Here is a 23,291-nt window from a genome sequence, read left to right on the forward strand (position 1 = left end):
CGCGGGATCCAGTGATTGAAGCACTAAACTCGCTTTTTGCTGGATGCTGCGAATAAGTCCAGCACGTAGGGCTCTACTTAAGGTGAATTGGAGACTATTGAGTATCTCCAGAAGATAGCTATAAGTAGAAATTAAAATTTGTCTGGGTCGGCCTTTTCCCAATGTGCTTTAAAACTTTCAGGGATATCAGGACCTAGTAGTTGTCCTGGTGTCAGATACTCATAAATATCATTAAAGCATTTAACTTCTTGGACGCTGATTCGTCTCATGATGTGGCCAGGTTTCAAATCACTTGGGTTATCTAAACCGATAGAGCCCACCATTTCCAAAAAGCTTTTCATGGTGTTTTTATGAAAGTTGGCAACGTGATATTTTTTCTGATCGACAACCAAACCATATTGTAAACGTTTATTTTGTGTTGCAATTCCTGTGGGACAGGTATTCGTGTTGCATTGTTTGGTCTGCAAACAACCTGCAGCCATCATCATTGCGCGTGCGGCATTACACATATCGGCACCCAGCGCGATATTGGTTAATAAATCAAACCCGTTTGCAACTTTACCGCTGCAGATGATGCGTATTTTGTCGCGTACATTGATTCCTACCAATGCATTATGCACAAAGATCAAGCCCGCTTCCAAGGGGGTGCCGATAAAATTAACATATTCTACGGGTGCAGCACCAGTTCCTCCTTCAGCACCATCTACAGTAATAAAATCAGGTAAAATATTGGTTTTTAACATGGCCTTACAAATAGCCAGAAACTCATCTCTGCGTCCTAGGCATAATTTAAAACCAATTGGTTTGCCATGAGATAAGTCACGCAATTTTTTTACGAAAAGAAGTAACTCTACAGGAGTAGTGAATGCAGAATGAGCCATGGGGGAGATGACATCTCTTCCCATAGAGACTTTCCTTACTTTAGCTATCTCTTCAGTTAATTTGGCAGCAGGTAAAATACCTCCATGCGAGGGTTTTGCTCCTTGAGACAGTTTAATTTCAATCATTTTTACTTCTTTACGATTGGCTTCAGCAGCAAATTCCTGCTCATCAAAATTTCCTTGAGCGTCGCGACAACCAAAGTAGGCGGTTCCAAATTGAAATATTAAATCGCCGCCTTGCAGGTGGTATGTGCTTAATCCCCCCTCACCAGTAGCTTGAGCAAAACCACCAATCAATGCCCCCTTGTTCATGGCCATAATCGCTTTACCAGAAAGTGCGCCAAAACTCATGCTGGAAATATTAAACCGGGAGGCATTGTAAGGTTGAAGGCAGTCCGGACCGCCCACCATAATTCTTGGCTCAACTTCTGAGTGATGTTTAGGGGCTAAAGAGTGAAGTGCCCAGGTGTATCCCACACTTAAAATATCGCGTTCGGTACCAAAAGGTACGGTATCGCGCGTATTTTTGGCTCGCTCATAAATAAGAGAACGTGTTTCACGATTAAATGGGAGTTCATTTTGGTCGGTGGCAATAAAATATTGTTGGATTTCTGGGCGAAGAAACTCGAGTAAATAACGTACATGACCTAGCACGGGAAAGTTTCGTAGAATCGTGTGCTCTTTTTGAATCAAGTCATAGATCCAAATGATAATAATGGGAATAAGAAAAGCGATAAACCATTTGAGGCTATGGAACATAGCGAAAAGAGCAAATGTAATTAATAAAGCTACTCCAAAGCCTACATACCATTGGCGTCTCATTTTAAATCCCTTCAATTAAATTGGTTCGCTTTCTCTTACTCAGAGAGCATCCATTAAATTATATTGTCTCCCCGCGTAAGGCGAGGAGGCTCATTCATAAATGACTCACCATAAAACTAATCTAGTTCTGATAGGCGTTCTACCATCTCACCACCTACCATTTTGTTAATTTTATTTTCTAGTGAGTTAATAAATTGTGTTACTTGATGCTGTTGGTGTGCTTGTTTGTTTTTGCATAATATCAATTCATGACTGATATCGAGAGCAGCGAGCAGTAAGGTTTGGAAATCATCCAACTGCTTCGCTTTCTTTTTATTAATCCCTATTTGGTTATTTAATTTTTGAACCGCAAGCAGCAAATTGGGTTCTTCGCCTTCAGGGCATTTAATTTCATAAGTTTTATTTAATAATTTAACTGTACACGATTTCATTTGCGTCATAATAATAAGACCTTTGCAATTCCATAGAGAGCCTAGGTGAATAGTAACAATTTTGCTCGCAAGCAGCAATTAGTAGGGTGAACGCTTGCGTTAAATCGGTTATCATGGGGTATTTTTTATAAATGAGTTGAATATGTCCCAAGAAAGAGCACATTTGCATTTGCCCAATTATGATGAATTTTCTGCAACGATTTCGGTTTTGATGTTACACATATCTGCCAGTTTATTACACGGGATGATGTGTGGCTACCTATGCGCTGGCTCCGACGCCCAAGGTGAAGCCTATTTGCGTGCTTTATTAAATAATAAAAAAGATGAAGCCAGTCGTAATGCGGTATTAGCGATGTTTTCTGTTTTTTCCATAAGCCAGCAACAAATTAATACTATGGATTTTGAGTTTGAAATGTTGCTCCCAGATGATGAAGAGTCCTTGCTAGTCCGAGCGCAAGCGTTTAGTGAGTGGTGCGAAGGTTTTACTCAAGCCTTAACCTTGGCTGGTATTACTGCCAACCAATTTCATGAGGATGAAGCGCAAGATGCATTTCAACATCTTGTTGAATTTGCGGAGCTTGATTGTGATACTTTAGATGTAGACGAAGAAGATGAGCGTGCATTAATGGAAGTCAGTGAATATGCACGAATGGCGGTGCTCCGTTTATACAGTGATTTAGTGACGAGTGAAACAGACCGTGGCGGCCATACTGGAATGACCCATTAATAAGGATGTTAATATGATTTCCCAACAAGAATATCAAACAAGAAGAAATCAACTGGCAAAGAAATTGCCCGAAGGCAGTATCGCCATTATTCCCGCGGCTCACGAAGTATTACGTAATGGCGATGCCCATTATCGTTTTCGTCAGGACAGCAATTTTTATTATTTAACTGGATTTAATGAACCTGATGCATTGTTAGTTCTTATTAGCGGGGCGAATACTCAGAGTATTTTATTTAGCCGTACCCGCAATCCTGCAGAAGAACAATGGACTGGAAAACGCCTAGGGCAAGATGGCGCGCTATCGAAATTAGGCATGCATGCTGCTTTTCCAATAGATAGTGTTGAGGAAGAGTTACCGAAACTATTAAGTGGTAAATCAGCGGTTTATTATGCTCTTGCGCGAAATCCAGACATGGAAAAAACCATCATGCAGTCTTTGGTGACCCTTAAAGGTCAGGTACGACGTGGAGTTAAAGTACCGGATTACTTGTGTGATTTGGAGCCAATATTAGGGGAAATGCGTTTATTTAAAAGCGATGCAGAACTGGATTTAATGCGCCGAGCGGCAACTATTTCTGTTAAAGCCCATGAACACGCAATGCGTCGTTGCAAGCATTTGGAACATGAATATCAGTTGGAAGCAGAGCTGATTTATGAATTCAGTCGTCATGGTTGTCGAAGCGTCGCTTATGATCCTATTGTAGGTTGTGGCGAAAATGCATGTGTTCTGCATTACACGGACAACAATAAACCCCTACACCGAGGCAGTTTAGTGCTTATTGATGCAGGGGGCGAATTTGAAAATTATGCTGCGGATATCACAAGAACATTTCCAATCAATGGCAAATTCAGCGCAGAACAAAAAAGCATTTATGAACTGGTGCTCAAGGCACAAAAAGCAGGAATTGCAGCGGTTAAGCCTGGGCTTCCATGGAATTCGGTACAACAAATAATGGTACGGATTTTAACAGAAGGTCTTTGTGCGTTGGGAATTTTACACGGCAACGTGGATGAATTAGTTGCTAAAGAGGCGTATAAACCTTTTTACATGCATAATTCAGGACACTGGTTGGGGTTAGATGTTCATGATTGTGGCCTTTATAAAATTAATGGCGAGTGGCGTCCTTTAGAACCAGGAATGGTTTTAACTGTTGAGCCAGGTTTGTACATTAGTGCAAATATCCCAGGAGTAGATAAACGTTGGTGGGATATTGGTGTGCGTATCGAGGATGATGTAATCGTAACGAAAACAGGTCATGAAGTATTAACTGCGGCATTGCCTGTAGAGGTAGATGATATTGAGGCGTTAATGCGTGATTAATAAAGAAATTGATATACTGGTCATTGGTGGGGGGCTTACGGGGGCAACCTTAATGCTTGCTTTGCAAGGATTGGGCCATAGCACCTTGTTGGTCGAGGCAAAGCCTTTTAGTGATAAAGTAAACCCTGATTTTGATGCGCGATCCTTAGCTTTATCTCCTGCGAGTCGACGCATTTTAACCATGCTTGGCGTTTGGGATCTCCTTAAAGATCATGCCACTGCTATCGATTCGATTCATGTTTCTGATCAAAATCATTTTGGGATATCACGTCTCCAAGGGGAATCAGATGCTCCGTTAGGCTATGTTGCTGAAATGCAGCATATAAATCAGGCCTTGCATCAATTATTGCCTCATAACCAGATTATTGCGCCAGCAAGCCTAAAGTCCTTGGATTATGAACAGAATACGGCAACAATTCTTACTGACTCTGGAGAAATGAATGTTACCGCACGTTTAATTGTTGCTGCAGATGGTGCGCAATCCTTAGCGCGTCGTTTTTGTTCATTACCCGCCAAGACCAAACTTTATGGTCAACATGGGATTGTCACTAACGTGGGCTTACTTAAGCCCCATAATCATCGTGCTTATGAGCGCTTTACTATCCATGGTCCGTTGGCACTTTTACCCATGCAAGAAAATCGGATGTCATTAGTTTGGGCGGTTCCACCTAAGGAAGCAGAGCGTCTATTGTCTTTATCAGAAGCCGCTTTTTTAGGAGAATTACAACAAGCTTTCGGTTACCGCTTAGGTCGTTTTGCCAAAGTGGGTAAGCGCTTTTCTTATCCCTTACAACAAGTTTTAATGCCAATACAAACTAAATGGCCCGTAGTTTTTGTAGGCAATGCGGCACACACTCTGCATCCAGTGGCGGGACAGGGATTTAATTTAGGGCTTAGAGATGTGGCTACTTTAGCGCAATGCATTGCTGAGCAAGGACTGAATGCGGAGATGTTGCAACATTATGTGCAATTAAGATCCCACGATCAAAAAGCGATTACTCGTTTAACAGATGGTTTGATTCACGTATTTACCAGTCGCTTACCAGGATTTGGAGTAGCACGTGGGCTCGGATTGCTTGCTTTTGATAATATTCCTGTATTGAAGAGCCTTTTAGCGCGTTATGCACGAGGATTTGGGGGAGTGGTTCCTGATTTGGTTTGTGAAATCGCATTGGCAAAGCGATAAAAATAGTTATGAAGGAAAAAACATGAGTCTGCAATTTAACGTATTAGTAATTGGCGGTGGCATTGTGGGTTTAACTGCTGCCCTAGCCATGGCTCAGCGTGGTTACTCTGTAGCAATAATCGATGCAGGCTCATTAAAAGTTGATGGCTCAGAACCCGATACGCGTGTCTATGCAATTAATTTTGCCTCACAAACACTGTTACATCAATTAAATGCTTGGCAACATTTGGATAAGTCGCGTCTTTCTCCTTACCGTAGTATGTATGTTTGGGATGCTGAAAGTAAGGCCCATATTGATTTTGACTCACGTTATATAGGGAAACAGTATCTAGGGAATATCATTGAAGAATCCGTGTTGAAACAGGCTTTACTACAGCAAGTTTCCACTTTGCCTTCTATCCATTTATTCCCTAATAGCCGTGTTGAGGAAGTGTTTAGTGGAGCAGATGGGGTTAAAGTGTGCAGTAATCAGCAAACTTGGGAAGGGCAATTGTTAATGATTGCTGATGGAGCTAACTCGCCCGCCCGACAAAAACTGAAGGTGCCATTAAACAGCTGGTCTTATGAGCAACATGCTATAGTAGCCACTGTATCGGTAGAGAAACCGCACCAACAAACCGCATACCAAGTATTTCGTGCTGATGGGCCTTTGGCATTTTTACCGCTTGCTGATGCACATCAATGTTCTATTGTTTGGTCCACTGATCCTGAGCACGCAAAAAAATTAATGACTCTTTCAGAACAGGAGTTTAATGAGTCATTAACCCAGGCCTTTACTAACAAACTAGGTCGGGTTGAAGTACTAAGTACGCGCCATCAGTTTCCTTTACAGATGCGCCATGTCAAACAATATGTGGGGGATCGTTGGTTGCTTCTTGGTGATGCAGCGCATACCATCCATCCTTTGGCTGGCTTGGGTTTAAATGTTGGTCTGGCTGATGTACGCTCTTGGATAGAGTGTTTGGATATAGTACAAGATAAGCTGTTATCTAAAAAGGCGTTAGGTGCTTATCAACGTGAACGCAAAAATGCAGTATGGCAAATTATTATGATGATGGAAGGGTTCAAACGATTATTCAGTAATTCCTTTATACCGATTGTTACCTTACGTGGTTTAGGGTTACGGTTATGTAATCGATTTATGCCTATTAAACGATTATTTATTCAACATGCTCAAGGCGGGCGTCAATAAGTTCCCTCTTTATTACAAAGCTTGTATTCATAATCCTACTTTATCGGGATGCTCATCATTTAACATGAAGAATGTTTATTAGGCCAAGCGCTTAATATTTGGTTAATGTTATCTTTGTATAATTTCAACAAGAAGCTAATTTTTGTTGAGGTGTTTTATGTGGGCAAGATTTTCTCCTAAGACTTTTTTTGGGAAAGGACTTAGTATTGGCGACCCTGTAGTGGGTAATAAAATTATCGAACTCCAACGCTCTTCTTTACTCGTACGTGTAGATGGACGCAGTCTTGAGCAATTATTCCAACAAAATGGCTTGTTACCGCGTGTATCAGGGATGAAACTAGAAACACTTCGTTTTTCTCATGTAGAACGATATCAAAAATATAATGAAGAACCCTTTGCATGGGGAGCGTGTTCATCATTACATGATTTAATGCGCTTTATTAAGAACAATTCCTCCCATACGCAAGATGCCTGGATACATAAGTTTTATGGCAGGGCAACATCACTAATGGTATTGAAGTGGGAAACTGGAATAGAGAGTGAAGGACATGATGATGAAAAAGAGGAGTTGGTAGTAGAACATGTTCCCTTCGCACAGTTTATTGCCTCAACATGTCCTAAATACAGAGAAAAGTTTTTAAGTGGTGGTTTAGTACCTAACGCCATGTTTGAGTACAATAACTCTCTGCCTAAGTCAATGCGAAAGAGCGATTTACTCACTGAAGGGGATGTTCTTAGCTGGTTATTGATCAATAACTGTGAAGAAGCATTTACTACTATTTGCCAAACCAGCTACAGCAATTTGAGTCAACAAACGTTGAAACGACGCTTTGAGGGAGATCAGAAAATTTTGGACGCAATTGCTAGTGCTTTAGGTACGTCGACTTTACAAATTCATCTGTAACTTGCCGGATTTTATCTCACCAAGTTCAGCCCCAAAGTTGCTGTTGATTTTGACCGGAATGTGATGGTCAGAATCAAGCAACGGAGGGTTTGCCAAAGGTATTTGATCGAAACGCAATGATGAATTTAAACCTATCATTGCCTCAACACTACCAAATGACCATTCATTTCCAGCATAGGAGAATGCATCGGAAGGATTGATGGCACACACGTAATAATTTTGCGTCTCTTCTTCGGTAAACTCTAGAACATCGCGGTTTTGTCGATATACCTCAACATGTTCAAATGGTTCATCCATAATCAAGTCAAATTGTGCCTGAACTTGCTCGCCGAATGTAGGAAATTCAATTTTTGCTATCCAAGGATAGGAGTTATCTTGTAATAGTTTTTGAAATGCACGAAGAAAACGAGGATAAAGGAGATATTGAATATCATATTGTCCATCCACCTTAGCAAAAAAACCCATTCCCACTGCCGTAGCTTTTAACAAAGCAGGTTTTCCTGATTCCTTAGCTGCTTCATTTACTGAAGCTAACAACATGGAAATATCTTCCAGCTGATGCCGGTAATACGCTTCTCCTAAAAAAATAACCGCATTTTTTTTAGAAAAAGAAGAATAAAATTTTCCAGATTCAGAACGGGCTAGTAGCGGAAATCCGGTTCGAATTCGGGTAATAGAGCCATCTGAATCGTAGGTTCCAAGGGATGTTTGTGCCTCTTTAAAATCAGATGGTAAGTTTTCAAATAAATGATCAAACATTGGATTTTTATTTTTGGGATTCACTGCATCCAGCATAAAAAGGGAATAATGTAGGTAGTGATTTTCAAAACTAGCCCCCGCTAGAGAAAAAATTCCAACTTCAAAAGGATCTTTCTTAATAATTCTGGGATTCATTGCAGGATAACCGCCTACAGCAAACACGGAGCTATTCGAATAAATAATTTTTTTTGCAGCACTTAAGCGTTCAATAGGCGACAAAAGTTCAGGATGATGCAATGGGATTTTTTCAAAAAACTCTGGGGATGGCGGAAATGGAGTGCCATTTGGAAATACCCCTTCTCTATCGCCCGCCACATTAATTGCAGGTATTTTGCACAATGCTCTACCTAGGGAAAAAGGAGCTCCTGGATTAGTACTCGTGAAATAACGTGTGTTATAAAATACTTTTGCGGTGCTTTGGGTTTTTTCTCGGACAAGTTGGGGAATGAATTCGTTTAATCCACTTACATTTAATCGTTCATTGAGCCATTCTTTGGGAGGTCTCGGGCTACTAGGCTTGGTTGGACGAAAAAAATTTTTTAAAAACATATAATTCCCTAAAAATGTGCGAGTGTCTTCCTCATTATATTATACAAAAGGGGTAAATTGAAACAAATTGGTTATTATTTTTATATATGAAATGAATTTTTTTTGAAAATTATTTGTGACATAATGAACAAATTTTTCTGTTGCTAAGGATAGTCAGTATTATGTTAAGTCGTATGTTCACTCAAGCGTTCACCAAAACTGGTGAACGCTACGCTGTTTCTTCAAACAAAATTCTTCCAAGTGTTCGTGTTGGCCGTATGGCTCCAGAAACTACCAGGGAGACGATTGCTCAAGAGTTGCAAGCCGAGCTGGAAGAAAAAGGATTGGTTCAACTAGGCAAGACTCTAAAGGAGGAACAAATAATCTTACAAGAGCTGCAAGCGTCGCAAGAAGAAAGTTTACAGCGCATAAAAGAATTATGCGTTACTCCGGCCAAAAAGCGAGCTGCTGAGGGATATAGTATTAATGGTTTGTTCTGGCAGCAAAAACAACAAGATATGACACAAATAGCAACAAAAGAGACCTTGCAAATTAGAGAGGAGAACATTGACTGGCTAAAAACCAGGCAAGATTTATATGCGGTTCTTAAAGAACGTCATAATAAGACACAAGAAAGTTCCGACAATTATGCATTTAATTGGTGAAATGAACCCCCATTTTTTTAGAAACATTCTTAACGGGTGATAGTGTTTGCTCAACTTACCACCCAACATCTTCTTTGTTTAGAAATTAGCTGGACAGGTTAATTTTTTTTATTAAAATTCATCCGCATTCAAACGGTGAAGAATTAATATGAAAAAATCCATTACATTTTTAGACAACTCAGAAAAAGTAAAAGCCAGTGAAGATATGCTTAGAGAGCAACTCATTTTTTTTCCTGAAGAGGATGATTCTGTACTTAGATTAGGAAATTATTTAAAGTATAGTTGCGGGCAAGCAGATTTTGATTACCAACATACCGAGTATGATGATGGCGTAATAATAGCTGCTAGTCCGAATCTGGGTCCTAATCAACTAGCTGTCTATGCAGCTAAATCCTTTAGACAAGGAGACATTGTAGGAGAAATAAAAGGCACGGATTTATTCGGCATCCTACCTAATACTACTATAGAGCGCAAAGTTGAAGACTACCAAGGAGATTCCACTTTTGTTTGGAAATTAAACTTAGATGACGAAGATAAATATGCTGTAGTAATCGATTTACTTAAATCAGGTTCAAGTACACGTTGGGTTAACCATGCTAATAAACCCAATCTAGAAGTAAAAGTAATTTGTAAAAAAACAAAAGATGAGAATGGAAAAATTTTATTTGATTATCATGCTTATTATATTGCAGTGAAAAAAATTAATTTTGCCGATGAATTGACTATCTCTTATGGAGATGAGTATTTTACGGAAGAACGTCCTCAAATTGTATGTCAACCACAAACCTTGGTCGGAATTCTAGAGGATCTCGCAAAAAAACAAGAAGTTGCAGTAAGTAAGATAAGTACACCTAAGGAAATAAAAGATTTGTTCACTTTATTAAGATCAGACATGTTAAGCAAACAAGAACAAAAAAAACAAATGTATTTAGATAAAAACTTAGATCCTAAGATCTATGATTTAAGAGCGTTCGACGATGTGTTGCGTTTTCAAAAAGAGCAAAAAATAAAGCTGGAACAAACCTCTCCCTATCATTTATTTATAGCCCCTACGGTACGAGGTAATGGGGAATATCGGTATTCATTATTTAGTACTGAGAAAATTCCTGCTAAGAAAACCCTATGCCAGCTTGTGGGGCAGAAAATGGAAGGCGTGCCCGAAAAGAATAAAGAGATGCAGTTATGGGCAGCAAAGCATAATATTGATACGAATTATTTAGTGCAATCAGGCAAGGGAGGATATCTTTATACTAAAGATAATGCATCAGAAGCCTATTGCGTAGAAGGAGCAAAGTACCGAAGTGATATGAATGTTCGTTTCGATTTTGCAACCAATTCTTATATAACGACACGTCAAATTCAACCGGGTGAAGAAATTCTGGCTTTTTATGAGGGCTATAATTACGGCGCCTCTCCGGTCACGTTGGCTAAAGTGTTCACTGATTTTAATGAAGCTCAATATTATTACAAAGCTACTTGGGAGAACGATACAGCAATTGTGGAATACGTAACACCAAAAACTCCGGGTTATGGTTTAGAAGATTTTGATGAGACGATTTATTCCCAATCAGCAGAACAAGGGAGTAGCCCGGTGTGGAGTCCGATATCGAATTATGATAATGAGCACATTTTAACCCCTGGTCGTGATTTGGAAGATGATGAAAAAATCCCCACATCTGATTATATTGATACAGTTGGTGGGGACTTTTATCGAGATTCGAAGGAAGGGCTTTTAATGGATCAAGAAAGCACCTCTGAAAAAAGGAAAACTTGGAGTCCAACTTTTCAATTTGGTGAAAATCTTAGTAACAAAAAAAGAAAAAATTCAAAAATGGAAAAGGATGAACATAAAGATGAGGAATCTCTTTCTGAAACAGAGTATACCCCTTAACGAATAACATAAGTCATGCTGAATGCAGTGGGAGCTCCAGTAGGGAGCACGGTATTGTAATAAAGTATAATGCCAAAACAAGAAGATACTTCGGGTAAACGCCTCAGGATGACGTGGTTCTAAGGGACGAGCCCCGGTCATCCCGAATGCAGTGAGGAATCCTCCGGGAGAGAAAATTGTTTTAGATTTTAACTCTATGAGGACAATAGCCCGACACGCTACTTTAACCGAGCAAAATGTTCACGGCTAAAAGCCACTTTTGCGGCAACTGATTCTTTAGGATGATTCTGATAGTGGGCTTCAATTGTTCGATAGCGTTTTAATCCGCCTTCCCTGTTCGCAATTTGAATATTTAAACCGGGCCGTGCATTCAATTCAAGCATTAAAGGTCCGTGTTCTTTATCAAGTACTATATCAACCCCAAGATAGCCTAGACCTGTTAACTCATAACAGCTGGAAGCTATCTCAAGTATTTTATTCCAATAGGGTACTTCAATACCTACGATAGAATTTAGAGTGTCAGGATGATAATCGATGATGTCATTATGATATACGCCACCAAGGGTTTTACCTGTAGCTAGATCGACTCCAACGCCAATAGCACCTTGATGTAAATTTGCTTTTCCACCGGACAAACGGGTCGGGAGCCTCACCATGGCCATAGCTGGATAACCCAATAAACTAATAATGCGAATATCAGGAATGCCCTCATAACTTACTTCGGCAAATACCGGGTCTACCACTACTCGTTTCTCTATAATTGCATAATCTGAGGAGCCTCCCAGACTATATGCTCCTGAAAGAAGACAGGATAAATGATAGCTAAGCTCTTGGGTGGTGGTGAGTTTGCCGTTAATTTGTCGATAACGGCCATAAACTTTATCCTTAAAAACCAAAATACCATCTCCCCCAGAACCACGAGCTGGTTTAACAACAAAGTCATTATAAGGTTCTAAACGTTCCTCTATGGTTTTAATTTGTTGTTCTGTTTCAATGATATCGTATAAAGGAGGGACCGCGATGCCTGCTTTTAGAGCCAGCTTTTTTGTTTTTAATTTATCATCAACTAGAGGGAATAGTTTTCTGGGATTATAGCGTAAAACAAAATCTGAATTACGCTGGTTAATACTTAATATTCCGTGGTCTTTTAAACGGCGAAACAGATTAATCATTTGACGTGTCCCGCAAGTGATTTAAAGCGTTTCAACTCAAATAATCGGTATCCTCGATATTGTCCAAACCACAAGATTAACGCGAGCAGAACTAAAACCAACTCAGGGAAGGCAAAGACAAGATATTGTAATGGTTCATAACTCATTGCCCAATAAGAGATAACCGCGGCGATTAGGCTGCCTATACCTGATTTGATGGCTTCTGATGCCCCTCGCTCATCCCAAGTAATGCACATACGTTCTATAGTCATAGTCAAAATGACCAGAGGGAATAAGGCAACTGATAGGCCCGCATCGAGTCCAAGATTTTGACTGATAATACTAATGAAGATCATAAGCATGATCACGACAGTTAAAATTGCCGCGAGTCTTGGTACCAAAAGCAGCCTTAATTGGTCTAAATAAAAGCGTGCCAGTAAACCAAAAGATACAATAATAACGAAGAGGGAAATCCCCCAGACTACGTGCGTCTCTCTAAACGCTAAAGCGATTAGAACGGGCATAAAAGTCCCAAATGTTTTGAGTCCGATAAAGTTTCGTAGAATCAAGATAATAAAAGCACCTATAGGCACGGTTAATAAAATCTTATAAGTAGCTTGAGCATTAACTGGCAATTGTAATAAGGAAAATCGCAACAGTTGCGAATCGGATTGCAAACCCCTGGATTTAGCAATACTTAAGGCATTGATGGGCGTAGGTGATACAGTTAAGCTAAATTGCGCCTTTTTGCCCCCTTCGACGTTAAATACAGGCTCATTGCCATATTGCCAAATCAGGAAATCTTTAGGCAAGCCTGCACCACCGGTTTTAGGATTAATGTAAATCCAATTTTTACCATTGAATACCGCTAAAAATGGGCTTAATTCAGCTTTGCTTTTTTGGGATAAATAAATTCCCTTTACCGGAATCGCAGAAATTTTAGATTGATTTAAAATTAAAATGGCTGCATTGATAAGGTGTTCATCACTAAAGTCATTACCTGTTAATAACTTAGCATTTCCATCTTTTTTATTCAGTTCTTTTATGGTGCTCTGAGCAAAGGTTTTAATATCCGCCGAAGATTGGCGCACTTGGCTGATAATGGTTTCCACAGCGGATTTTTGACTTTCTTCAAGTGGTTGTGTTTTGGCAGCAGGAGGAGTGGCCAGTGGTGATTCATTGCCTTCGGTTTGGCGAAAAATTGCTCTGTAATACAGCGATTGCGCGCCATGGGCTCGCCGGATTGACCAAACGGTTTCCCGATTATCACCATTTAAGTTCGTCGTTACCCCGTAATTTCTTGAGACGAAATACTCATCAAGAATAGCAAAATGTGGCGGTAAATAAGGGATATTAAAACTCGCTTTAATCGGCGTATTCGGGTCCGCAACGAAACGCAAATTGGATTCAACCATCCAACTGTTTATCGTTTCAGTATCAGTTAACGGCACATCGAGTACGAAGTGCCGATACAAAAAAATTCCTGCTCCAAGGATAAATAGTGTAAAGATCAATCCATAAACATGACGCGTGTTGTTTTTCATTGTTTCTTAAAACTCTGATTTCTTAACGTAAATGTGAGTGCTGGATTAACTGCACCATTAAAAGCAATAATTGCATCTCTACCTAAAAGTAAAGGATAGAGGAACCGCTTGCGGTTTGTTAAATTTACTTTAATTGTTCTGACCTTATCTCCAAGTTGAATATCAAGCAGTACCACGGGCCGTTTGATTGGTGCGTGTGCAATGATCTCTGAACCATGCTCTCCATCACGAACTTTAATTTTTACTCGGCCTTTGTATTCAGCTTCAAATATAAATTCGCCTGTCTTTGTTGGCACTGTAAAACGTAAATAAGGGACCCCATTTTTAGTAATTTCAGTAATGTTAGTCGCATTTAAAGATGCTGATTTAGCCCCGGTATCCAATTTAGCTGATAGAGTCAAATTTTTTTCGGGAAACGAAACTTTTTCAACATAACCATAAATTTGTGTTTCATTCGATGCCATAACGGGTCCAGTCATTAGTGCTGCAAAAATAAAGAGAGCAAATATTGATCTCATTGAATCCTCTTTCCTTAGTTGTTTTTATATTAGGGCAATATCGTAGCAGGTTTGCCTCCTAAGTCACAACCCGTAAGTGGATTTAATGAAATATTTTTTGTACGAACTTAGTGTGATATCATGATTAACTGCCTGAAAATTGTATTTTTTTAGCTCATGATGAAACGATTATTGACATCGAGAGCAACAATCAATATAATCCGCCCATCCAAACTGGTGGCCATTTCTGTGTGTAAGAATGACTGTTAAGGGCGAAGAAAATTCACAGTTAAAATCGGAAGACCTCGTTTTCCTCTTGGCAATCGCCGGTCGTATTGACGCGCAAAGTAGACTTCTCGCTCAAAAGCTCGATAAAGATCGTTATATTTATCATGCTTATGCCATTATGGATTCCCTAAGCTCCTCTTACAGTATGTTTAAATACTTTTTTGAAGTATTTTTTTCCAAGACTGATCCTGACTTAATACACAAAGTACTGACCTCTCCTGAGGGAATCGCCGCGGTTGCTGCAGAAGCGATATTTTTAGTTTCGTTTTCCTTTTTAGCAAGTGTTTATGATAAAGAGAAAAAAGATTCTGTAAAGAAATTCATAGCATCTGCCTGGCCCTATTTTCGTGACCTGATGAAAGGCCTAAAGAATGCTTATAAAGGATGGCGAAGTACTGTACAAGTTTTAAGCTTAATTAGTGGGATGGACCTTAAATATATGGTGATCCCCGTAGGATTAGTTTTAGGCATATTTGCTGCCGCTAATCGTCTTTGGATACGCAGCATGGTTGAGCAGCGTAAAATACAAATGGATAAGAATAAAGAGCTTTTATTGCAAATCCAACAATTAAGCTCCATAACTCCGTTAGACCGTAATTCCTATTTATCAAGAATAGAATATCAGGATAATGATACTCGCGCTTATGCTTATTTAGCAGTAGCGACTGGGGGATTGCTTGATGGGTTATATCTTTATATTGGTGTAGTAAGTCTTTCGGTTCTTTCGCCACCTCTTCTTCTTGCTCTGTCAATTATTGGCGTTTTTTACACTCTATCCTGTGTCATTTCACGAATTTATGAAGAATATGATTTTCAGTTACGTTTGGAAGTTACCCAAACCCGGTGTAAGTTGGCATTGACCACTAAAGAATTGGAGTTGACCTATGCTAAATTGCTTGAGTTACAAGCGCATAAGAGCACCCAAAATAATGACCTAGAAGAAATCAGGGCATTGAAACGGGAGATTTGTCGCTTAATTGATAATTTTGAAGAAGAGCGTCAATTATTACAAGATCAATTAACCTACAGTTATGCAACAGCTGGCCTGTTAGGTATGAAGTATGGCTTATTTGCTTACGGTGTGTTGACCAGTATCATATTTACAGCCGCCTCGCTTTCTTTAATCACAGCAGGTAGCTTTCCTCCGGCTTTATTGGCAGTAATTATCGTTTCTGGCCTGGTGCTAATGATAGGGTTGGCCGCATACACGCTGAATGCTCATTATCAACACATGCAGCGACGCGAAGAAGCGAGCAAAAAAGAACGTCCTTATACGCAAATCATGGATATGAGGAAACGTATCGAGACCAACATAGATGCTGATGTTTTAGATGCAGAACCTTTTGCGACCTCATTAAAGGATGGTCTTAAACTGGATCCTTCACCACAGACTTTTTTCCAGGAGTGGTTTGAAGTGTTCCGCTCTTTTGCTTCCGGTCTATCCAAGGGAAATAATTTCTTCAATTTTGCAATGACCTTTGCTCAAGAGGCAGATTCTGATGGGCATTATCACGATATCCCTATAATGGGTGAATTCGCAATCGTAAGTGGGGTCTTATTTTCATTAGTTCTAGGCCTTCGGGCTCTAGCAAAAGGTTTGGGGCGTCTTCAAGACCAAGCTAGTTCCACTAAAACTAAAGGAACTGACTGTGCTGGTGTGTCGATGGAGGAAATAAAAACCCGGTCTTTACGGGAATCAAGTGAGCGTCCGAAACGCAAAGCCTCTGATTCCCAGCCGAAAAACGGTTCTTCCTTTTTGAATTTCTTTTATCATAAAAAAACCTCACCAGCCGCCACGCTGCCTCATTCAAGGAGCGACACTAACTTAAGTCAGCACCATCCTTCTTCTTCTCCTGGGAGTATATTTGGGGGTTTAGAGTAGGATCATTATACATTTTAAATTGATGATAGATTCTGAACGTACGTTTTTTCATCTGTACTTCTTCAAGCAATTCGTTAAAGCACTGAGTTAATTGTTCTAATTGCTGATTAATAATTAGTAATTTATCGGCACAATTGTTTCGATGCTCGTCCGAGACGTCTTCGCGCTTGGTTTGTAGACCCATGTGATAAGATTTCAAAGATAAAATAGAAAGCCTATCGATAATCATTCCCGGTGATTCAGAGTTCACTGGACATGCATTATAATTGGCTGGTTGTAATTTCTTAAACAGCCATTCATCCATTGCTTCCATACGGTTATTACGCAATTGATTGAAGCGGTCAATTTCTCGCTTTGCTTGGTAGACAAATTCATATCCTTGATCGTCACGACGTGCTCTATCTTCTGCGTGCCAGAGTTGATAGTTAAAGGCATGATTTTCTTCAACTAAGCGATAAAATTCCTGGTGTTGATGCACAATACCCGAGGCTTTCCATTGAATGATGCAGTTTTTATGTAGACTGATGATTTCTGCGCTATTAATACGATCTGACATGTTTTATCCTGTCTCTTTGAAAAGAGGTGCCAGTTTAACCTATACTGCATAACGCTACAAATTGGAGCCAAAGTATTTATTATAAATGGTTTCATAAGTACCATCATTTTCCATTTGTAATAAAACTTTGTTGATTCCATTAATGAGTGCAGTGTTTTTGGGGAGTGCGAGGATTCCATATCCATTTCCCAGAACAATAGGTTTACCTACAGTTTGAAAGTTAATCACTTTATTGAGGGTAAGATATTTAAAGATATTGACGTTCAACACAATTGCATCGACATTATTACTAAGCAATGCTGTAATCATTAAAGAAATTTTTGGATATGATTTTATATTATCTTTGCTGGTATACAGTGCAAGGGTATCATCAAGGTGGCTTGCTTCTAGAGTGCCAATTTTTTTGTTTTTAAGATCAGCAATGGTTTTTATAGTTGAGGACATCGTTAAAAATTGTCCATCACTTGTCATATAGGGCAAACTGTAAACATAACTTGGGGATAGAGCTGATGGTATGGGACTTGGCGGGAACGTAACATCAATGTTTCCTGCATTTAGTTCATCCATTTGGTTTTTCATGGTGACAGCTTTGTATTCACAGGTAATATGGAGACGGTTACACATTTCATTCATAAGATCGATGCAAAAACCAAAATAGTGATTGCTGCCATCCACTGCAGAAAAAGGCGGTGCTGATTTGGAAACCCCTACGATAATGATGTTGCTATAAGCGAGCGTAGTACCCACTAACAGAATAAAAAATAGAATATGTCGAACCAGCTTCATGCAGTTGTACCATTCCATCTTGAGCATATTTAAAATCTAGGTTGCTGGGAATTATTTGTCAAATTTTTATATTTTCTTGGCTAAGCATCGATCTAAGGCATTGGCAAATGCAGTTTTTTCCTTAATGCTTAATGCAGCTGGCCCCCCCGAATAATGACCCGTAGCGCGTAATTGTTCGTGTATATTCCTTAAATTTAAACGTTGTTTGATATTGTTTTCAGTATATTCTTCTCCGCGTGGATTAATTGCTAATCCTTTTTTAGCAATAACATCTGCAGCCAGAGGGATATCTGCGGTAATAACTAAATCAAAAGGTTTCAAATGAGTTGTGATATAATGGTCGGCACTATCAAAGCCTTTCACGACTTGTACTGCATCGATAAAAGGCGAGGGAGGATAATTAATAAAGGAATTAGCCACCAAGGTGAGTCGTGTTTTTGTACGGACTGCGGCGCGAAATAAGATCTCTTTAATTATTTTAGGGCACGCATCGGCATCTACCCAGATATGCATATTAATTAGATTGTCAGGCGAAAGTTAGAATGATTTTAGCAAGTAAGGCTGACAAGTAATATAGCCTAACTATATAATTTTATCCTTGCAAGCTGCCTTCATGATTTGAATCATCAGATTTTTCTTTTTTGGGAGAAAGTAATGAAAGTTTTCGCTTTTCTTTGTTGTTCACTGGTATCTTTTTGTGTTGCTGCTGAATCAACCTTGCCTGTTGGATGTCAGGCTGTTGCTGTTCAAGGTGAGTCAGTGACCCTACAAGCTAAAAGGAGCAGCCTCGTTTTTATTCATAATCTCACTTCTGCCGATTTATGGATTACCCATCCCGTTACCGAGCCAAGCGCTAGCGCAGGTTGGACAACCCGATTACAAGGTGGAAATTGGTCTGCATTAGCTTTGAATAAAGGCCCATTTGCTTTAAATTGCATTGAATCGAAGCCTGGCCATGAACAACAAGTTCCTTGTGAAGGTCTCATCGCGGTATGCAAATGGATTGGGGTGAAAACTCCCGCTAACGGACAAGACAGTACGTTTTGGGCAGCAGAAGATATGTCATTATCTGCCCTAAAGGCTGCGGTAGGTGCTCGTGGTTTTGTGATTCCGGTATCTAAGAGCTCTAAGTAAGCAAGAGAACGTTATTTCATCAATCAAAATTTGGACAAAGAAATTTAATTTTAAGGATTTATGATGTACATGAAGTTATTTGATAAAAAAACAGATCCAACAGAAAATAAGGTAACAGAGGATAAGGAAAAAAAAATCCAGTTAATACGTAATGTTTATTCTGTATTATCTCGTGATTTCTCAATGAGTGACGAGATGAAGCAGAAGATATTAATTGGTGCATTGATTCATACAACGCTCTCTGCAAAAGAAGTTCAAGCAGATATAGAAAATAGATATACATTCAGTACTATTCACTAAAAATTAGTGAAGCGAGATTAACTGGCGGTTGACTACTTATCTTGCTACTTTTATAGATAAGTGGTAGAACTGGGCAAAAGATATGTAACTTAAATGATAACAACTAAATACAAACAGGATAAGCGGTGAGCAAAAAATCAAAAGATCCCTTTTATAAACGGGAAAGTGAAAAATATACCGATCCTGTCCCCAGTCGCGAATTCATTATGGAAATTCTCAATGAATACGGGAAGCCGATGTCGCGCAATCAATTATTTGACAAATTAAAGATAAGCGATGAGCGAAAACAAGAGTCTATGGGGTTTAGACTAAAAGCTATGTTGCGCGATGGCCAAATTATGCAAGACCGCCGTAACCGCTTTTGTCTGATGCAACGCATTAATTTATCTCGTGGTACTGTTCAAGGACATCCAGATGGTTTTGGCTTTTTTATCCCTGGTGATGGTTCAGAAGATATGTTTTTATCCGCTAAAGAAATGCGGGGGGTGATGCATGGAGATGTGGTTCTGGCCTATCAGGTGGGTGTGGACCGACGCGGAAGACCCGAGGCAAAAATTCATGAAGTAATTGAGCATGCGAATGCCTCCGTGGTGGGACGGTTTTTTACCGATCATGGAGTTAGTTTTGTCTTGCCAGATAGCAAACATTTGACTCAGGATATTTCTATTCCACAAGAAATGGTGAATGGTGCCAAAAATGGTCAAATCGTTTTAGTTGAATTAATCTCCTTCCCCAGTAAGCGAACACAAGCCATAGGTAAAGTGGTTCATGTGCTTGGTGAGCATATGGCGCCAGGCATGGAAATTCAAGTTGCACTTTATGCACACGGAATACCTTTTGAGTGGCCAGAGGATGTGAGCATTGAAGTAGCAAAAATTCCACTCCATGTGGGTGAGGAACAAATTAAGGGGCGTACCGATCTTCGCAGCCTTCCTTTTGTTACGATTGACGGTGAAGATGCCAAAGATTTTGATGATGCAGTTTATTGTTACAAAAAGCCAAAAGGCGGTTTCCAATTATATGTTGCGATAGCAGATGTCAGTAATTACGTAATGCAAGATTCCGCGTTGGATAAAGAGGCCGCACGCCGTGGTAATTCGGTTTACTTTCCTGGGAAAGTAATTCCCATGTTACCTGAAGCTTTATCCAATGGTGTATGTTCGTTAAATCCTCATGTCGACCGGCTGTGTATGGTTGCTGAAATGTCTATTAGCAACGAAGGAAAGATTTCACGTTCCCGTTTTTATCGCGCAGTGATTCATTCCCATGCTCGATTGACCTATACTCAGGTTGGTTCTTGGCTTGAGCAGGGCGCCACAGACGAACAACATGGTTCTTTATGGCCTACTTTGCAAGCTCTTTATGATTTGTATCAAGTTTTATTGGTAACCCGGAAACTTCGCGGGGCAATGGATTTCGAAACAACTGAGACGCGAATAGAGTTTGATGAACATAAAAAAATTCAATGCATCATACCAGTGATTCGCAATGATGCTCATAAATTGATTGAAGAGTGTATGTTGGCTGCCAATGTGGCTACGGCACGATTTTTGGAAAAAGCGCAGATTCCTACTCTTTATCGAGTGCATGCTGCTCCTGAAGAGGATAAAGTTACGGCATTAAGGCAGTTTTTAGGTGAGTTAGGATTGCAATTGGGTGGGGGTAAGAGACCCGGGCCCAAAGATTTTCAGCGTACTATGAATTCTATAGAAGGACGGCCCGACCAACATTTGATTGAAACAGTAATGCTCCGTTCTTTAAAACAAGCGCACTATGTTGAAGCGAATGAAGGGCACTTTGGTCTCGCTTATTCTGCGTACACTCATTTTACTTCGCCCATCAGACGCTATCCGGATTTATTGATCCATCGTGCAATTGGTCATTTGTTAGACGATAATCCGGTTTATGAATTTAGTTATACCCATGAAGACATGAATCGATTGGGTAAACATTCATCGATGACCGAGCGTCGTGCAGATGAAGCTACAAGAGAAGTCGTGGCTTGGTTAAAATGTGAGTACATGCAAGATAAATTAGGGCAAGTATTCAAAGGGCGAATTTCTGCAGTGACGAGTTTTGGAATTTTTGTCGAACTTGATGAAATTTACGTCGAAGGTTTAGTCCACGTCACTTCATTAAAGAATGATTATTATAATTTTGACTCTGTAAAACATCGTTTGATTGGGACACGAGGAGGACAGGTATATCGCTTGGGAGACAAGATGACTGTTTTAGTGGCCCGCGTTGATCTGGATGAGCGTAAAATTGATTTTGAGCCGGTAGAGGAAGCAGTAAGTCATGAGTGAGCAGTATGTTTATGGGGTTCATGCGGTTTCTGCTTTGTTAACCAATCCGCATCGAGTGACTAAGAAACTCTATATAAGTGAAGACCGAGTAGACACACGATTGCAGGGCATCATTGATAAAGCTTTACAAGCGCATATCCATATTGAAAAGTTAAGCACCCAAAAAATGAACCAGCGTTTCCCAGACTTTACCCATCAAGGAGTCGTTGCAAGCGCTTCATCGTTGCCTGATTATAATGAGTCTCATTTGCTTGCATTATTGGAATCGAGTAAACAGCCTACATTGATTCTTATTCTAGATGGAGTGACCGATCCTCATAATTTAGGAGCCTGTTTGCGCACCGCAGATGCAACGGGTGTTGATTTTGTGGTAATTCCTAAAGATAAAAGCGCCAGTATTACTCCTGTAGTGAGCAAAGTCGCCTGTGGTGCAGCGGAATCAGTACCTTTGGTGAGAGTGACCAATTTAGTACGAAGCATGAAGCTTTTAAAGGAGAATGGGGTTTGGATTTATGGTGCAGCTGGCGAGGCAACCAGTTCTCTATATCAAATAGATTGCACTGGTGATGTTGCTATTGTGATGGGTGCTGAAGGTGAAGGGCTGCGTCGCCTGACCCGTGAACATTGTGATGGTTTATTTTCTTTGCCTATGTCAGGCAGTGTAACAAGTTTAAACGTTTCTGTAGCCACTGGTGTTTCTTTATATGAAATTATAAGGCAAAGAAAAGGGAGCGGTTCCTAATGAGTGAATTGAAAATGAAAGCGGCAAAAGCCGCGCTGCAATACATTGAAGATGATATGGTGGTTGGTGTAGGTACAGGATCTACAGTGAATTTCTTTATTAAAGAGCTTGCTACTATAAAACACCGAATTGATGCGTGTGTGTCAAGTTCCAAAGCAACAGAAGCGTTATTACGAAAAGAAGGTCTTCCTGTTATTGATTTAAACTCAGTACAGGATTTACCCATTTATATTGATGGGGCCGATGAAGTGACTGAGCATGGCGAAATGATTAAGGGTGGCGGTGGTGCACATACGCGCGAAAAAATAGTAGCCCAAGTAGCAGAAAAGTTTATTTGCATCGTCGACAACTCAAAGCTTGTGAAGCATTTGGGAAATTTCCCTGTAGCTGTTGAAGTGCTTCCTATGGCAAGAAGTCTGGTTGCGCGTCAATTAGTTCAATTGGGTGGTGATCCCGAATATAGAGAAGGATTTGTTACCGATAATGGTAATATTATTCTGGACTTGTTTAATTTAACCATCAATGAACCTATGGATATGGAAGAACGCATCAATCGAATAACTGGAGTGGTGGAAAACGGGATTTTTGCACATCGGACAGCGGATATAATTTTATTGGCTTCTCAAGATGGTGTGAAGCGTGTGAAATAGACAATCCAGGGAAATGTTTTAATGAGCCACTCTACCTTTTTCACAGGATAATACTTGGATACCGCGCATAAAGCGCGGTACGTAGGGAAAAAAATATGAGAGTCTCTTAAGACAAGTTCTGAGGTTTTGGTATTGTTCAATACCATAA

The 23,291-nt window shown here is 39.9% G+C and carries 22 protein-coding genes; 13 read left to right on the top strand and 9 right to left on the bottom strand.

Annotated elements, in window-relative coordinates; genetic code table 11:
- Positions 1 to 131 precede the first annotated feature (131 nt).
- The gene (locus tag ACWTEW_RS29550) at positions 132 to 1,703 is read right to left on the bottom strand and encodes an FMN-binding glutamate synthase family protein (protein ID WP_454781591.1); all 1,572 of its coding nucleotides are present in this window, start codon (positions 1,701 to 1,703) and stop codon (positions 132 to 134) included.
- Positions 1,704 to 1,819: 116 nt separating this feature from the next.
- On the bottom strand, positions 1,820 to 2,143 hold the full coding sequence (locus ACWTEW_RS29555) for a cell division protein ZapA (protein ID WP_454781592.1): 324 nt from the start codon (positions 2,141 to 2,143) through the stop codon (positions 1,820 to 1,822).
- A 133-nt stretch (positions 2,144 to 2,276) separates the two neighbouring features.
- Here ACWTEW_RS29555 and ACWTEW_RS29560 point away from each other — a divergent pair, with 133 nt between their 5' ends.
- The 5 genes from ACWTEW_RS29560 to ACWTEW_RS29580 all read left to right on the top strand — a co-directional run bounded on the left by ACWTEW_RS29560 (position 2,277) and on the right by ACWTEW_RS29580 (position 7,464).
- Positions 2,277 to 2,861 (top strand): UPF0149 family protein, encoded by a 585-nt coding sequence (locus tag ACWTEW_RS29560; RefSeq protein ID WP_454781593.1) that lies wholly within the window; start codon positions 2,277 to 2,279, stop codon positions 2,859 to 2,861.
- Between the two features lie 13 nt (positions 2,862 to 2,874).
- The gene (pepP, locus tag ACWTEW_RS29565) at positions 2,875 to 4,182 is read left to right on the top strand and encodes a Xaa-Pro aminopeptidase (RefSeq protein WP_454781594.1); all 1,308 of its coding nucleotides are present in this window, start codon (positions 2,875 to 2,877) and stop codon (positions 4,180 to 4,182) included.
- Complete coding sequence (gene ubiH / locus ACWTEW_RS29570) at positions 4,175 to 5,368, top strand: 2-octaprenyl-6-methoxyphenyl hydroxylase (RefSeq protein ID WP_454781595.1); 1,194 nt, start codon at positions 4,175 to 4,177, stop codon at positions 5,366 to 5,368. Before pepP ends, ubiH begins: the two co-directional genes overlap by 8 nt.
- Positions 5,369 to 5,390: 22 nt before the next feature.
- A complete protein-coding gene (locus tag ACWTEW_RS29575; protein WP_454781596.1) occupies positions 5,391 to 6,560 on the top strand; it encodes a UbiH/UbiF/VisC/COQ6 family ubiquinone biosynthesis hydroxylase in 1,170 nt (389 codons plus the stop codon).
- 157 nt (positions 6,561 to 6,717) lie between these two features.
- On the top strand, positions 6,718 to 7,464 hold the full coding sequence (locus ACWTEW_RS29580; protein ID WP_454781597.1) for a hypothetical protein: 747 nt from the start codon (positions 6,718 to 6,720) through the stop codon (positions 7,462 to 7,464).
- Here ACWTEW_RS29580 and ACWTEW_RS29585 read toward each other — a convergent pair.
- Positions 7,447 to 8,772, bottom strand: coding sequence for a type IV secretion protein Dot (locus ACWTEW_RS29585; RefSeq protein WP_454781598.1), 1,326 nt, complete (start codon positions 8,770 to 8,772; stop codon positions 7,447 to 7,449). The two genes, ACWTEW_RS29580 and ACWTEW_RS29585, sit on opposite strands and share 18 nt — an antisense overlap.
- Before the next feature lie 161 nt (positions 8,773 to 8,933).
- Here ACWTEW_RS29585 and ACWTEW_RS29590 point away from each other — a divergent pair, with 161 nt between their 5' ends.
- Positions 8,934 to 9,416 (top strand): hypothetical protein, encoded by a 483-nt coding sequence (locus ACWTEW_RS29590; RefSeq protein ID WP_454781599.1) that lies wholly within the window; start codon positions 8,934 to 8,936, stop codon positions 9,414 to 9,416.
- Positions 9,417 to 9,564: 148 nt separating this feature from the next.
- Positions 9,565 to 11,307, top strand: coding sequence for an SET domain-containing protein-lysine N-methyltransferase (locus tag ACWTEW_RS29595; RefSeq protein WP_454781600.1), 1,743 nt, complete (start codon positions 9,565 to 9,567; stop codon positions 11,305 to 11,307).
- Positions 11,308 to 11,525: 218 nt separating this feature from the next.
- On the opposite strand, the gene ACWTEW_RS29600 is transcribed toward ACWTEW_RS29595, so the two are convergent.
- From ACWTEW_RS29600 to ACWTEW_RS29610, 3 genes are read right to left on the bottom strand one after another with little or no spacing between them, the layout of a single operon-like run.
- A complete protein-coding gene (locus ACWTEW_RS29600) occupies positions 11,526 to 12,479 on the bottom strand; it encodes an alpha-L-glutamate ligase-like protein (protein ID WP_454781601.1) in 954 nt (317 codons plus the stop codon).
- Positions 12,476 to 14,002 (bottom strand): inactive transglutaminase family protein, encoded by a 1,527-nt coding sequence (locus ACWTEW_RS29605; protein ID WP_454781602.1) that lies wholly within the window; start codon positions 14,000 to 14,002, stop codon positions 12,476 to 12,478. The genes ACWTEW_RS29600 and ACWTEW_RS29605 overlap by 4 nt, the downstream gene beginning before the upstream one ends.
- Positions 13,999 to 14,520, bottom strand: a complete 522-nt coding sequence (locus ACWTEW_RS29610) for an ATP-dependent zinc protease family protein (RefSeq protein WP_454781603.1) — start codon at positions 14,518 to 14,520, stop codon at positions 13,999 to 14,001. The genes ACWTEW_RS29605 and ACWTEW_RS29610 overlap by 4 nt, the downstream gene beginning before the upstream one ends.
- Before the next feature lie 238 nt (positions 14,521 to 14,758).
- On the opposite strand from ACWTEW_RS29610, the gene ACWTEW_RS29615 reads away from it, so the two are divergent.
- The gene (locus tag ACWTEW_RS29615) at positions 14,759 to 16,669 is read left to right on the top strand and encodes a hypothetical protein (RefSeq protein WP_454781604.1); all 1,911 of its coding nucleotides are present in this window, start codon (positions 14,759 to 14,761) and stop codon (positions 16,667 to 16,669) included.
- On the opposite strand, the gene ACWTEW_RS29620 is transcribed toward ACWTEW_RS29615, so the two are convergent.
- The 3 genes from ACWTEW_RS29620 to ACWTEW_RS29630 form a co-directional block, all read right to left on the bottom strand.
- On the bottom strand, positions 16,608 to 17,225 hold the full coding sequence (locus ACWTEW_RS29620) for a DUF4254 domain-containing protein (protein ID WP_454781605.1): 618 nt from the start codon (positions 17,223 to 17,225) through the stop codon (positions 16,608 to 16,610). The genes ACWTEW_RS29615 and ACWTEW_RS29620 overlap by 62 nt on opposite strands.
- Positions 17,226 to 17,279: 54 nt before the next feature.
- Positions 17,280 to 18,011, bottom strand: coding sequence for a transporter substrate-binding domain-containing protein (locus ACWTEW_RS29625; protein ID WP_454781606.1), 732 nt, complete (start codon positions 18,009 to 18,011; stop codon positions 17,280 to 17,282).
- A 66-nt stretch (positions 18,012 to 18,077) separates the two neighbouring features.
- The gene (locus ACWTEW_RS29630; protein WP_454781607.1) at positions 18,078 to 18,524 is read right to left on the bottom strand and encodes a YaiI/YqxD family protein; all 447 of its coding nucleotides are present in this window, start codon (positions 18,522 to 18,524) and stop codon (positions 18,078 to 18,080) included.
- A gap of 141 nt (positions 18,525 to 18,665) precedes the next feature.
- Between ACWTEW_RS29630 and ACWTEW_RS29635 the strand changes: the two genes are divergently transcribed.
- From ACWTEW_RS29635 to rpiA, 5 genes are all read left to right on the top strand, one after another.
- Positions 18,666 to 19,145, top strand: a complete 480-nt coding sequence (locus ACWTEW_RS29635) for a hypothetical protein (protein ID WP_454781608.1) — start codon at positions 18,666 to 18,668, stop codon at positions 19,143 to 19,145.
- A 60-nt stretch (positions 19,146 to 19,205) separates the two neighbouring features.
- Entirely contained in the window at positions 19,206 to 19,445 is a 240-nt protein-coding gene (locus ACWTEW_RS29640) for a hypothetical protein (protein WP_454781609.1), read from the top strand.
- 125 nt (positions 19,446 to 19,570) lie between these two features.
- Complete coding sequence (rnr, locus tag ACWTEW_RS29645; RefSeq protein ID WP_454781610.1) at positions 19,571 to 21,751, top strand: ribonuclease R; 2,181 nt, start codon at positions 19,571 to 19,573, stop codon at positions 21,749 to 21,751.
- Complete coding sequence (gene rlmB / locus ACWTEW_RS29650) at positions 21,744 to 22,493, top strand: 23S rRNA (guanosine(2251)-2'-O)-methyltransferase RlmB (protein ID WP_454781611.1); 750 nt, start codon at positions 21,744 to 21,746, stop codon at positions 22,491 to 22,493. The genes rnr and rlmB overlap by 8 nt, the downstream gene beginning before the upstream one ends.
- Positions 22,493 to 23,143 (top strand): ribose-5-phosphate isomerase RpiA, encoded by a 651-nt coding sequence (gene rpiA, locus ACWTEW_RS29655; RefSeq protein ID WP_454781612.1) that lies wholly within the window; start codon positions 22,493 to 22,495, stop codon positions 23,141 to 23,143. Before rlmB ends, rpiA begins: the two co-directional genes overlap by 1 nt.
- Positions 23,144 to 23,291: the final 148 nt, after the last annotated feature.

The sequence above is a fragment of the Legionella stuttgartensis genome, from assembly GCF_977063405.2.